This is a genomic window from Aureispira anguillae (assembly GCF_026000115.1).
Lineage (GTDB): Bacteria > Bacteroidota > Bacteroidia > Chitinophagales > Saprospiraceae > Aureispira > Aureispira anguillae.
The window spans coordinates 341,294-354,077 of record NZ_AP026867.1 but is presented as its reverse complement, the minus strand read 5'-3'; the positions used below and the strand labels follow the sequence as shown (position 1 = coordinate 354,077).

The window sequence follows — 12,784 nt, the reverse complement described above, 5'->3', positions numbered from 1 at the left end:
TGGTCTTGACAAGAGATTGGCTGCTTTTTTAATTCCCAAGGTTTATTACTTATATTTGACAAGCTCTCTTCTTATTCACTAAATTTAGCCTTTGTAGCCTGTAAAGCTTATAAATGAGAATCATACCCTATCATTATAATTTATTTTTTTATTACAGTATATTAATTGTAATGATCATTTGCGATAGCCAAAGTGGTCAAGCTCAACAATTGTCTAAAACAAATTATGGTGTAAATTCTCCCCTCAAAACAAATACGATTTATGACATCCATTTTTCTTCCAATAATTTACTTTATATCGCTACTGATAACGGGCTTTGGTCTTATGATGGAATCAGCTTTGAAGAATATAAGCTTTCAATAGAATTTAGTAGTGAACTGCACAATATTCAGGAAAATTCGGATGGAGACATTTTTGTGATGGACTTTAATGGAAATGTTTTTGAGTTAGAAGAAGATAGTTTAGTCCTCTTTCCTACTGGAATAGATAAGAAAATAGATTATTTGCTTATACTAGAAAACTATACTTACTATGCAGGAAAATCATTTATCTTCAGTCAACATCAACAAACTGGTAAACTACACAAAATAACGTTACCTAAAAACTCAGATTACATCTATGGCTTATCAGACAATGGTTTTTTTTATGCGAGTGACGCCCCCAATAAACTATACCTAGGACAGGTTCGAGACACCATGCTAGTAATTGCCAAAGATAAACCCCAAAAATCATCGGCTTCTAAAGTCTTCAAAAATGATTACAAAGGTTCTTGGTGTGATTTTGATGATGCAGAACAAAATATTATCAGTTCCCAAAACGACACCATTCTAAAACTAAAAGAAGTTCCTAAAGAATTAAGCATTTATAAAACAAGAATCATACATAATCAGCTGGTTATTCTATGCAAAGAAGGTCTATATCTACCTGTAAAAAAGCAGTTTTTTATGGATAGGAATTTTGTCAATGAAGTGCTAACCGACCACGAAGGAAATATCTGGATTGCTACCTTAACCTCAGGGCTCTATAAAACTTCCAACTTCAAAAACTACCATTACCCTCTAAATAATCCCTCTACCGAAGTTGATTTTATATTTGCCGATAACAATAAAATTATCTATTCTGATAAAGTTGGTAAACTATACCAATGGGACGATGATCAACAATCCTTTGCGTTGTTTTATGAGAACAAATACAAAGGACAGTTAAAAAACATTTCATACGATCGCCAAAATCAACAGTACATCACCTCTGGAAATCAAGTTGTTTTTTTTGACAACAACCTTAAAATTAAGGCTGAACACACTGGCTATGGAAAATTTACTAGAGCAGGAAGTGACGATTTTTATACCAAAAAGAGCAATAATCAACTAATTTATGGTTTATTCAGTGATTATCTAAGATACAAGCAAAATGGTGCAAAGAAAACACTTACCCACCAAAAACCGCTCTTCTCCATTTCTCAATGGATTCCTTTACAGATGTTTGATATAAGACTTCCCCCTAATAAATCGACAAAGGATATAACAGCTTGGGGTAATTATATACTTACAACCCTCAACGATTCTTTACTTTTTATTCGTAAAACCACCGATTCTGTTCAGAGAGCTGTTCCCTTTTCTAATATTCAAAAGCTATCCCTCAATAATAATCGGCTGTTTGTTATTACAGAAAAAAATATCATCGAAGTTGATACCAATGGTCATTCTATTGGAATCATCAAACGAACGGGAGGTCTTGAGCGTAGAATTCGCAATATTTCGGTTGACCATCAACACATTTCTATTACCACCAAGCAGATCATTTATTTATTGGATGCCAATAATTATAAACACCTGCACCAATTTACTACACAAAACGGCATTACTTCTCCCGATTTTAATAGAGCTTGGTTGTATCGCAAAAAATTGTACGTCAATGGCAATCGAGGTATTGATGAAATTATCTTAGAGGAGCCTTATAATAAAGGGAAAGCCGATTTGAAGATTGCTAAGGTTCTTGTTAATAATAAAGAAAAAAGAGGAACTGTTTTTAGTTACCAAGAAAATAATATAGAGCTTGTTTTTGAGGTGCGATCTTATACGACTTCTGGTCATTTAAAATGGAGATTGAACAACAAAAAATGGAAAATTAATAAAGCTAAAAATAAAAGTGTCCAGTTGGATGAATTGCAGGCAGGTTCTTATACCATAGAGGTTTGCTTTGAAAATAAACTCGGCGTTACCTCTAACCTTGTTAAATATGTTTTTGTCATACAAAAACCCTATTGGCAAACTTGGTGGTTTTATGCTTTGTTCTTTTTGGGAGGAATGGCTGGAGTAAGTATTATCATTTGGGGATTTATTCGCAACAAAAGAAAAGAAGAACGGCTACAAAATCAAAATAATTTATTGCGAATGCAAGCTCTACAAACACAAATGAACCCTCATTTTATTTTTAATGTTCAAGCTGCTATCCAAGGACTATGGCTGAGAGGAAGTGAAGAGGCTGCTTTGTCGCTTCAAAATAAATTTTCTAAATTGTTGCGCAAAATTTTTCAGTACTCAGGGCATCTAACCATTTCTATTGAGCAACTGGTAGAATTTTTAGAGAACTATATTGCACTGGAGAAAATTCGCTTCAAAAATGAGGTACAAGTTGAGTTTGAAATCGATCCTAGTTTATTAGATGGGGATTATTTTGTCCCTCCCCTTTTGGTGCAACCCATTGTTGAAAATAGCTTTAAACATGGCTTATTGCATCGAGAAAACAACAGAAAGTTGCTCATTGAACTAAAAAATCATTCTCCTTACCTATATTGTATTATTCAAGATAATGGCGTGGGTAGGAAAAGTGATCCTAAACTCAATCTAAAAAACCCTAGAAAGTCCTCAGGACTAAAAACCACACAGAGTCGTTTGATTTTATTGCAAGAGAGTATGTTAAAAATGGCACACCCTCAAAATAATCTCAAAATTACCGACCTAAAAAACGACAACAATCAACCCATCGGAACCAAAGTAGAACTCTGGATTCCTTTTACTGATTTTCAAGAAGTATCATGATGAAAAAAATTAGAGCAGTTATAATCGAAGACGAGCCAGAAGCAAAATTTATGTTACAGGTTCTAATAGAAAAATATTGCCCAGAAGTGCAAGTAATTGGAGATGCTTCTAATGTAAAAGAAGGCGTTGCCCTTATTCAAAAATTATTGCCTGACTTAGTTTTCTTAGACATTGAAATGCCTGGAGAAAAAGGCTTGTATTTATTTAAATATTTTGAGGAGATCAACTTTGAGGTCATTTTCACAACTGCTTATGACCAATATGCCATCAATGCACTTAGACTTTCTGCCCTTGATTATTTATTAAAACCCATTGACTTAGAAGAACTAAGGGCTTCCATTGTGCAGTTCAAGAAAAAACAAAACACTCAACAATTATACGAGTCTCTCCACCAACAACTGTCTAGCCCTTCTTCGGCCGCTCCCAAGCGACTTGCCTTGCCCTCTAAAAATAGCTTTGTTTTCTTAGAGGTTAATAATATCATGTATTGTTTAGCCGATGGGAGCTACACCACCTTTGTCTGCAATAAACACAAAAAGTATTTGGTCGCAAAATCCATGAAGGAATACGCCAGTCTATTGGAAGATCTAGGCTTTGTTCGAGTGCATCGCTCTGCAATCGTAAATTTGAACTATGTAGAACGACTCATTCGTACCCGTCCTCAAAGTATTGTGATGGAGGATGGCACTTCAATTGCAATCGCTCGAAGCCGAAGCCAATACCTGATTGATAGATTGACCCAGTTTTAAACCTATAAAACTCAATTTTGGAGCCCTCCAAGTACCTCTTTAATGAAGAAGCTGTTTAAGAACTGGTAATCAGCGAAGCTAAGGCTAATTTTTAGCTACTTGACGTTAAAAATTTGCTCCATAGCGCTGCTATGAAGAAACCATGAACGACTCTCATGTTTGCTACCTCATAAACGATAGCGTACTAAAGGGTTAAGAAGCAGCTAACTAAAGCGCAGCGCTAATGAACAGAGCGCATTAATAACAAAACTAATTTTTACTTTGCCCTCCTTCGGAGTGTACTCATTATACTTACGTGAGTTCGCATAGGCTCAGTTTTACAGCACTGCGAAACACTCACGGAGTATCTCCATTTTTAAACAATTTCACAAATAAATTTACCATAAATCGCTAAGATTCCATCCTATTTTCATGTATCAACTTGGGGGCTAGGAAAGCAAGTTGTTTGAGCGATCGCATCCTCAGCAAAAAACACAGTAACAACGAGTATAAATATTGCAACACCGACAAAACACCTAGGTAGAACGAAAGATCGTCAGGGGATAGCGCAAGAATGTATCTTGATTTTTTATCTTAAAAAAGAAAAATTATTTCTATATATAAAAATATATCCATAACTTTAAAAACCACCTAACCAACTACCTATCAAACACTAAAAGGAGGAACATATATATATGAGCACGATAATTAATATTGTTATTCCGTGTTTAATGAAACAAAAAATTCTTAGTCAAATTCTTTCAATAGCTCTAAGAAAAAACTTATTTCCATCAACACAGTATTCCAATTTTTGGACTTCAAAAAATATTAAAAATTGAAAAACTCAGGTTCTTCTATAGTTGGTTTTACAGCTAATTTATGCAAATTTTGCACAAATATACCTTGTCATAATATTTGGAAAACAATCTTATTTATCTTGATAGGCATCCTTACATTTTCATGCCAAAAACAAGAAGCTATTAATCCCATAGAGGAGTTTGAAAAATATGAAAAAGTACAAATTACAGCCAAAGCATTAAACAAAAAATCTTCTAAGGACAAAGAAGGAGCCTATAACTATCTCGATTCTATAGCACAATATTCATCTGATGAAAACTTAGTTGTTTTTGCCAACATTAAGAAGGTGAGCTATGATGCAAAACAAAACGTTAACAAAAACAGAAAATTTTTATCAGAGCTCATTGAAAGTGAGGAGTTCCAAACCTATACTAATTATCAGAAATATTTTGCCTATATAATTCTCCATGAATTGTTAAGACAAGAGGCTCCCCAACAGGCGATGGAATATCTGATGAAAGCTGTTCCCCTTCTAGAAGATAAACCAGCTATCTATTTTTCTCAATTATCCTCGATCTATTCTAATATAGGATACATATCCAGTGCCTTTTTTGATGAACAAAAAAAGTCAGTATTTGCCAAAAGAAAAGGATTAGAAATTGCTTTAAAATATGAAGATCCAGATATGGCTACTAGGATAGGTTACAACCTTAATGTTCCTAGAAACATGCCTAATAAAGGTGAAGAAACATATAAAAATATTATAGAAGACACTCAACCAATCCTAATTCTATGCCAGAAGAAAGATTTCTACAACCCATTTGTTGGATTTCTCTATACACAACTATATAGTGCTTTGGGCTGGTTAAACCAAAGGGATTCAGCCAATTATTATAAAGAGCAATTCCATACATTATACCAAGAAGGCAAGTTTAATAAAAATACGTATGATGAATGTAGACACATGACAATGAAAGCAGATGTGTTACAAAAAAACTATAGCCAGGTTATAAATGACTATCATTATCTGTCCAAGAATTTACCACGATATGGTTATAAAAGGTATGCACTCAACTATAATATGATGATTTATACCCTAGAGACCGCCAAGGATGCTAGTCAAGTGGATGACATGATAAATTATATGTTTGCAGCAACTCGTTATACTAAAAAAAAGGGAAAACTTCTAGGTGACTATAACCTGAAACAATTCCTAGACGATTTAAAAAAAATAGAAAAAATCCTAGACCCTCAAAAAGATTTAGGCACCTATTTAAAACTTCAAAATGAAATCAGACATTTAGATTCTATCACATATTTATCCCTTCAAAATAAAACCAATATTTACAAACAACAACTTGACTTTTGGTCTAATAAGGAAATAGAACACGCCAATAAACAAGCCCAACTCGAAAAATCTAAGGCAAGACTGTGGAGCACCCTTTTTGGCGTTTTTTCATTGTTCTCCTTTCTATTAATCTCCCTTATGATTATAGTGAGAAAATCCAAGAGAACGATAGAAACACAAAAAATAGAATTGGAGACTATTACCAATGCTGTTCCTGTAGGGTTGGCAAAAATTAATCAAAAACTTGATATCCTTTGGGGGAATACATTTATTTTGAATGTTTATAAAATAAAAGAAAAGTTTAGAGGAAAACGCAAGTATAACTATAAAGATGTACTTCCTAAACCTACATTTGATTTGATTGCCTCCTTTCTCAAACAAAGAAGTGATAAGAATATGGTTTTGGAAGGAGCCATGACAAATGAATTAATACCTGTAGATAAATTTGAGGAAGGACTGATGTGGAGGAAGATTACTTATGTCCCTTTAAAAAAGAGCCCTAAAAGTATTCCTGAATTTATTGTCATGGATGAAGACCACACCGATGAAAAGTTAGTAGAACTCTATTTAGAGAAGCAAAAAAAGCAAATTGAAGAAAGCAATCAAAACCTCTCTAGGTTTGCTCATGTAGCTGCTCATGATTTAAAATCTCCCCTAGGCAATATAAATAGCATTGCCAATATTTTACATGAAAAATATCATTCAAAACTTGAAGAAGAAGATGCTGAGTTGCTTGAATTAATTATTTTTTCAAGTAACAGCCTCAACAAACTAGTTACTAATTTATTAAATTTTGCAAAAGTTTCTAGCAGCAATGATCCCCTCATTCCAATAGATTTGAATGCTGTTTTAACAAAGGTGCTCAAATTATTGCATCAAAATATCATTGATTCTTCTGCTCAAATAAACACAGTCGGAAAGTTGCCCACCATCAAAGGGCGCCCTTTTTTATTGGAACAACTTTTTATCAACTTAATCAGCAATGCTATGAAATACATGGCACTACACACCCATCCTATTATTACTATATATGCTGAAAATCAAGAAAAAGATACTGTAACCATTTGTATCTCTGATAATGGCATTGGAATTGACAAAAAATACCATGAAGAAATTTTTAGTGCCTTTAAAAAACTCCATTCTTCTTCTGAGTTTGAAGGCTCTGGCATTGGCTTAGCTACCTGTAAAAAGATTGTTGAAATTCATGGTGGTCAAATTTGGGTAGAATCCGTAAAAGGAAAGGGAGCAACTTTTAAGTTTACATTAACTAAACAATTGTAGGAAAAGTTGACTTAACTTCTGATTTTGGGAGACATGGCACATAAGCATAATCCCTATTATAAAAAAAGCGTAAACTATCGTTCATCAATAGTTTACGCCTATATAATTCAGTCGGGGTTGCAGGAGTCCAAAGAAAACCTTTTACCGCAACACATTATTAATCAGTAAGTTAACAAAACGCCTTTTGCTATATATATTCTTTCTTTTTATAATATAGAGAATTAGGAATTTTGTGTCCTCAATCTTTTAAGTCTTTGTTAAACAAATATTTAATTCGACTATTTTTGTCTTTTTGTAGATGTCCGAATATTGAGCTATACCTTACGCTCTTTCAACAACGAGATAATCTCTTCCTTGTCCTTCAAATGAGCTTTGAGTTGTCCGTTCTGTTCCTTCAATTGTTCATTCTCTTTTTGAAGAGCCTTTACATCTATGACCTTACCTTTTTTAATTCCTTCAGAAGCACTTTTCTCATCTGCAAACATTTCTCCAGTTCCCAACAAGAGCCAGTTTAGATTTATCCCAAACTTCTCTCCTAATGGAATCAATACTTTTGAACTAGGCAGGGTATCTCCATGAGCTATACGAGTAATAGCTGTTTTTGATACATCCAACTCTTTTGAGAAGTTAGTTGCATTTTTATCAAAGTAATCTAAAATCTGGATAAATCTTTGGCTAACAGACATTTGATACAATACATTAAATAAACAATAGATTATTTTTGCAACATTTTGGATTAAAAAGTTACTAATATTGCATTTTTAATCTAAATTTGTCGCAGATGAAATTATTTTTGCAACTTATCAAATCAAAAATCAAGTGATAAATATAGTTAAATTCAATATCATTAGCTAAGTTTTCATCCTGTTTTCACGTCTGCTTATTGGGGAATGGGTGGGCGAATGGTCTGAGTGACCGTACTAAAGGTGTCTATTCTGGGAGGTTTTAGACGAGGGAAAGCCCTTCACTCAGTTCAAGTTAGTGTGCTTTCTACTGGAGGAAGTGTCTATCATTTTATAGATATGGAGTTCGACTCTCCACACTAGCTCTAATCAGCAATTTATTGTTTTCTCGAACTAAATTACTCGAAAGAGTGGTAAGGCGAAGCCTTGCCTAAAATCAACGACTTACGCAAAATTCAAAATTAAACAAAACTCAGCAGAATTTCAGACAATACATTGAAAAATCACTTAGTAGCTATGATTTCAAGCATTTACATGAAGTACTAAAAACGACCAAATACAAACTTACTTCTACCCTAAACAGTCCAAACAAAATGCCTTTCGATATTTTGATTGGAATAGCTAAGGTTCTTGGGAGAACTCCAATTAGCTTAGTAGAAGAATATGAAGCAGGACTGGACATACTTACCGCAAGGGAGTATCGTCAGCTCCTTGAATAAATAAATTTCCTAACCTCCCAATATACTAATATGAAAGTAACCTTACTGAATGGATTGTATAAGGCTCAAAAAGGTCATATCTCAATTCCTGCTCTAATGAATCAAATAAAAACTGGAGTATATGCTCAAGCTGTTTTTGAAGTCAGAAAGACTTTGGCACTAAATGGTAAAAGAAGTATCAAAAAGCAAAACTACAATTGCCTTGCTTTACTCCATCTGGACGTTTCTCACAAGCCTATAAATTAGATGGCAAGATGAAACATCCTGTCCCTCCAACTAAAAACAACCTCATTGATTATAATGGAATTGTCATTCTCGACTATGACAATCTGGAGATGTAGCTTTACCCTAAGCTGCAACCACATTAGAGTAGAAATTAGCTCGTTTCTGTTCAAAAATATCAGGGCTTAGATTATTCAAATTTTCATGTGGTCGCTCAAAATTATAAGCCATTGACCAAGTTTGTAGTTCATCATTTAATTCTTCCATAGAATGAAACCAACATAGATTTAAACATTCTACTCGTAAGGTTTTATTCAATCGCTCAATCAAACCGTTTTGACTAGGCTTACCAGGCTGAATAAATCTGAGCTCAATATTATTTTGAACTGCCCAAGCTTGCAATTTACTGCTAATAAACTCTGGTCCATTATCACAACGAATGTATTTAGGTTTACCTAGGTAAGCCACAACTTGATCTAAAATAGTGACTAATTTCTTAGCAGAAATGCTACGATGAGCTTCTGTCCATAAAGCCCTACGAGAGCCTTCATCCATGATATTGACAATCCGAATCTGTTTTTGTACACCTTCCGTTTCTGCCCCTATTATCCAATCGCTCAAAAAATCCATTGCCCAACCTTCATTAGCATTCTTGGGAGCTAATAATTTTTGATATTTACGGTAAATACGTTTTCGTTTGGGCGGTAAACGAAGATGTAGACCTAGTTCACGCCATACTCGATAAACTCTCTTGTTATTATAAATACAGCCTTGTAAACGTAAATAATAAAACACTTTCCAAAAGCCCCAAGCTACAAAACGACTCGTGACCTGTAAGAGCCAATTTGCCAATAATTGATCTTCTTGTTCTTTTTCTACATCTGGTCGATGCCCCATTTTGCGACGATAATACGTTTGACGGCGAAAGCCCAATACATCACAACTACGTCGAACACTAAAACGTTCAGACAAACAATCCACTACTTCTTCTTGATGTCTCGGGCTTGGAACTTTTTTATCAGAGCATAACCTTCTTGCAAGATCTCGTGATTCATACTTAAATTTGCGTACATCTTCTTCAAACGTGAATTTTCTGCTTCCAAATCCTTGATTCGTCGTTTGTCCTCATCTTGGTCTTCTATAGTTTCTTTACGCCATTTATACAATGTCGCTGGACTGACTTGATGTTTTCGACTCAAGTCCGCTACACTAGATCCTGAGTCCCATTCGGCTAGAATCTTTAACTTTTCTTCTGTGTTAAATTTTCCTTTTCGCATTACTATTAGTTTTTTGCTTTCTTAAATATAAGCTTTTTTCTAATAACTTGTGGTTGCTCGCTGTGGTAAGCCTACAAACTCCAGATAACGAAATAGTAAATAGTTCTTGAATTACTTCGTGGGCTCCTTTATAATACTCGTTATTAGGATATTTTTCATAAAAGTACTCTTTTAAATCGCTTAACGTATAATATTTCTTCTTATCTAAAGTTAGATACTCCTTCTTTCCCTGATCCCAAAACATTTTTTCAAACATTGTGACATTATCATCAATAACTTTATTTATATAAGTTTCAATTTCTAAAACTTGTTTCCAGTTTAATTCATTCATAATTTCTGCATAAGTATAATTAAAAAGTCCCTGTTACAGAAGAACTGTTATTTTCAAGTCAAAAGCGTGTTGTTCTCAAAAATAAATATTATTTTAATCTCTTTCGTAAGAGATAAAATAATATTTAACTTTATGTATCTCAAAGCTTTAAAAAATAAACTCATTGAATTCACAAGCAAACTATCAACGCAAATAGCATTAGAATTCAATACAAAGGTTAATACTTTTGGATGTTATAATTCTCAGGAATTTGAATACACAAGAGCTTGTGGTCAAATGGATGGTTCCCAATACTCTTGGATTTGTTATTTTGTAGTTCCTGTTGATACCGTATATAAAATAATCCTTCCTACTGATTATTGGGCATCTATAAAAAAATTTATGAGCTTTGCTGCAATGGCTAGTCCACTAACTCAATTTGAACGAGACGAATACTATTCCTCTCTTAAGACTTATGAAGATATTATTTCATATACAGAACAGTATACAGAGGATGCTAGTATTCATATTTCAAGAATCACTGATCGACCTCCCAATAACTCAAAAATCAGATTAATTGATGATATAGATACTCTTTGTGATGAAATTGATGATATCAAATATCTCCATCTTTGCTTCTTTGTTGACTAAATTAAATTATCAACATTAGCTTTTGAGTTTACTTTTATCAGCCATTTTTTTGCAATTTCATGTTTTGTATCTATTATAGCTTTAAATAAATCTTCCTCCATGTAATCTAGATCTTCATCTTCAAATAGGCTAAATAGTTTTTTATAAAATCGGGGAAAACTATCCTCTGTTAGACACACATCAAAAATCTCTACATCAGGATTATTTGTAAGAAGTCTTTTATGCAAATAATTGCTTACCTCATCAACTTTTAATTTTATTGATGGCATATTTTTCTTAAGAACTTGACTAAAATCTAACATTAACAACCTTGGTATTAAAAAATGAACTTCTTTATCCACAATCTCTTGGGGGGCAAAATGTCCTACTTTCTTTGCTAGTTTCTTATTTTCTTCAAATTGGTCTTTTTCATGCAAATCAAGAAAATGATCTTTATAGTGTATTAATATCTTATTCTTTGATTTATCGTAATAAATTTTTTCGTCAGGCCATCTTAACATTCCAGAAAAAGTAAGTTTTAATAGCTTTTCTGAAAACTCTATATTTACTTTATCCACATCAGAAACAGATGGTAAATCAATTTCCCCCACAATGTCTTCAAAATCAAATACGATATTTTGCACCAAGGAAGAAGTCTCAATAGACTTCAACCAACTTATAAGAGTGTTAAATTCCAAATATGAAAAATCAATTGGGTCCGCATTAACAAACAAAGAAATTATATCCCAGGCTCTATATTCAAAATTTCTATCTGTATAATACCAATACTCACTACCACTATGAAAAGTCTTTGCTCCTTTCTCTTTTTTTCCTAACCTAGCTAGACAATAAGCTTTTAATGGAATAAATTTTTTTTTGATAAATAAACTACTGTCCATCTCTAACATTTGCTCACAAACATTTATGAGTCCAGCAAAGTTTCTTTCCACTTTGAACTTTAGCTCACGTTCTTCTAACTTTCTTATTAAATCTTTATATCCTTCTTTTGTATCCAACTTAAATTATTATTATATTCCATATGATTTTTAATCTTTTAAAATTAAGGAAGAATATGGATATTAACAAAGCTTGTGATATATTGATTGAATCAATAACAAGGTTATCTAAGAGGTCTCCTGAAATAACAGTAGCAAATGCACAGGCTGATGTTATAAATAATGCATGTCTTTACATCCTCAAAGAACAAAAGAAGGACTTGTTCTATGGTCAACATTTACAAGATGCAAAACTATTTATCGATGCATCTATTCGAATTTTTCAACAATTTAGAGAGGTTGATGGAATCATATTAATGACGTCAATTCAAAACAACCTAGCATGGGATGGTATGTGGGACTTTCTTAGAACATACTTTTATGAAAAGCATGGGATTCATATTGATGAAAAAAGCTCTGAAACTCTGAAATTCTATTCTAACTCACATAAAAGAATTGAAAATGGAACCATTACCTCTGAAGATGAAGTTGCAAGGATCGTTGTTGTTCAATTTATTGGAGAAAATAAAGAGGAAGTTCTAGTAAGTATTGAACCTTCTCTTTCTCCCAAAAAAGGGAAACTCCTTACAAATAAAGAGAACATTTTGACCTATGAAGGCTATGACCCAGATTATTTATTCCATATTAAACTAGATTTATTTAATGAGGTTGAGTTCTTTACATTAGAGCTGCCTAACAGAAAATTAGCGATAGAGTACTATGAATAATAGCATCCATTTTCTCGAATACTA

Annotated in this window: 11 protein-coding genes; 6 read left to right on the top strand and 5 right to left on the bottom strand. The window is 33.2% G+C overall.

Annotated features, from left to right (window positions below; all coding sequences use genetic code 11):
- Positions 1-113: 113 nt before the first annotated feature.
- From AsAng_RS01350 to AsAng_RS01340, 3 genes are all read left to right on the top strand, one after another.
- Positions 114-3,041: a sensor histidine kinase gene (locus AsAng_RS01350; RefSeq protein ID WP_264790970.1), complete on the top strand. Its 2,928-nt coding sequence runs from the start codon at positions 114-116 to the stop codon at positions 3,039-3,041.
- Positions 3,038-3,790 carry a LytR/AlgR family response regulator transcription factor gene (locus tag AsAng_RS01345; protein WP_264790969.1) on the top strand — a complete coding sequence of 251 codons (753 nt, stop codon included), beginning with the start codon at positions 3,038-3,040 and terminating at the stop codon, positions 3,788-3,790. Before AsAng_RS01350 ends, AsAng_RS01345 begins: the two co-directional genes overlap by 4 nt.
- 916 nt (positions 3,791-4,706) lie before the next feature.
- Entirely contained in the window at positions 4,707-7,196 is a 2,490-nt protein-coding gene (locus AsAng_RS01340) for a sensor histidine kinase (protein WP_264790968.1), read from the top strand.
- Positions 7,197-7,510: 314 nt separating this feature from the next.
- Here the strand turns inward: AsAng_RS01340 and AsAng_RS01335 are convergent, their stop codons facing one another.
- The gene (locus tag AsAng_RS01335) at positions 7,511-7,882 is read right to left on the bottom strand and encodes a helix-turn-helix domain-containing protein (protein WP_264790967.1); all 372 of its coding nucleotides are present in this window, start codon (positions 7,880-7,882) and stop codon (positions 7,511-7,513) included.
- Positions 7,883-8,628: 746 nt separating this feature from the next.
- On the opposite strand from AsAng_RS01335, the gene AsAng_RS01330 reads away from it, so the two are divergent.
- Positions 8,629-8,844, top strand: coding sequence for a hypothetical protein (locus AsAng_RS01330; RefSeq protein WP_264790966.1), 216 nt, complete (start codon positions 8,629-8,631; stop codon positions 8,842-8,844).
- Positions 8,845-8,946: 102 nt separating this feature from the next.
- Here AsAng_RS01330 and AsAng_RS01325 read toward each other — a convergent pair whose 3' ends face one another.
- From AsAng_RS01325 to AsAng_RS01315, 3 genes are read right to left on the bottom strand one after another with little or no spacing between them, the layout of a single operon-like run.
- Positions 8,947-9,801 (bottom strand): IS3 family transposase, encoded by an 855-nt coding sequence (locus AsAng_RS01325; protein WP_264790965.1) that lies wholly within the window; start codon positions 9,799-9,801, stop codon positions 8,947-8,949.
- Positions 9,801-10,097 carry a transposase gene (locus AsAng_RS01320; protein WP_264790964.1) on the bottom strand — a complete coding sequence of 99 codons (297 nt, stop codon included), beginning with the start codon at positions 10,095-10,097 and terminating at the stop codon, positions 9,801-9,803. Before AsAng_RS01320 ends, AsAng_RS01325 begins: the two co-directional genes overlap by 1 nt.
- Positions 10,078-10,428 carry a hypothetical protein gene (locus tag AsAng_RS01315; protein WP_264790963.1) on the bottom strand — a complete coding sequence of 117 codons (351 nt, stop codon included), beginning with the start codon at positions 10,426-10,428 and terminating at the stop codon, positions 10,078-10,080. Before AsAng_RS01315 ends, AsAng_RS01320 begins: the two co-directional genes overlap by 20 nt.
- A 276-nt stretch (positions 10,429-10,704) precedes the next feature.
- On the opposite strand from AsAng_RS01315, the gene AsAng_RS01310 reads away from it, so the two are divergent.
- Positions 10,705-11,058 (top strand): hypothetical protein, encoded by a 354-nt coding sequence (locus AsAng_RS01310; RefSeq protein WP_264790962.1) that lies wholly within the window; start codon positions 10,705-10,707, stop codon positions 11,056-11,058.
- Here the strand turns inward: AsAng_RS01310 and AsAng_RS01305 are convergent.
- Positions 11,055-12,053 (bottom strand): hypothetical protein, encoded by a 999-nt coding sequence (locus tag AsAng_RS01305; protein WP_264790961.1) that lies wholly within the window; start codon positions 12,051-12,053, stop codon positions 11,055-11,057. The two genes, AsAng_RS01310 and AsAng_RS01305, sit on opposite strands and share 4 nt — an antisense overlap.
- Before the next feature lie 56 nt (positions 12,054-12,109).
- On the opposite strand from AsAng_RS01305, the gene AsAng_RS01300 reads away from it, so the two are divergent.
- Positions 12,110-12,760, top strand: a complete 651-nt coding sequence (locus AsAng_RS01300; RefSeq protein ID WP_264790960.1) for a hypothetical protein — start codon at positions 12,110-12,112, stop codon at positions 12,758-12,760.
- Positions 12,761-12,784 lie beyond the last annotated feature (24 nt).

Excerpts from the sequence above, each read along its gene's own strand:
- AsAng_RS01310 (WP_264790962.1), top strand. The coding sequence starts at position 10,705 with ATGGATGGTTCCCAATACTCTTGGATTTGTTATTTTGTAGTTCCTGTT.
- AsAng_RS01335 (WP_264790967.1), bottom strand. The coding sequence starts at position 7,882 with ATGTCTGTTAGCCAAAGATTTATCCAGATTTTAGATTACTTTGATAAA.
- AsAng_RS01300 (WP_264790960.1), top strand. The coding sequence starts at position 12,110 with ATGGATATTAACAAAGCTTGTGATATATTGATTGAATCAATAACAAGG.
- AsAng_RS01350 (WP_264790970.1), top strand. The coding sequence starts at position 114 with ATGAGAATCATACCCTATCATTATAATTTATTTTTTTATTACAGTATA.
- AsAng_RS01345 (WP_264790969.1), top strand. The coding sequence starts at position 3,038 with ATGATGAAAAAAATTAGAGCAGTTATAATCGAAGACGAGCCAGAAGCA.
- AsAng_RS01320 (WP_264790964.1), bottom strand. The coding sequence starts at position 10,097 with ATGCGAAAAGGAAAATTTAACACAGAAGAAAAGTTAAAGATTCTAGCC.
- AsAng_RS01315 (WP_264790963.1), bottom strand. The coding sequence starts at position 10,428 with ATGAATGAATTAAACTGGAAACAAGTTTTAGAAATTGAAACTTATATA.
- AsAng_RS01330 (WP_264790966.1), top strand. The coding sequence starts at position 8,629 with ATGAAAGTAACCTTACTGAATGGATTGTATAAGGCTCAAAAAGGTCAT.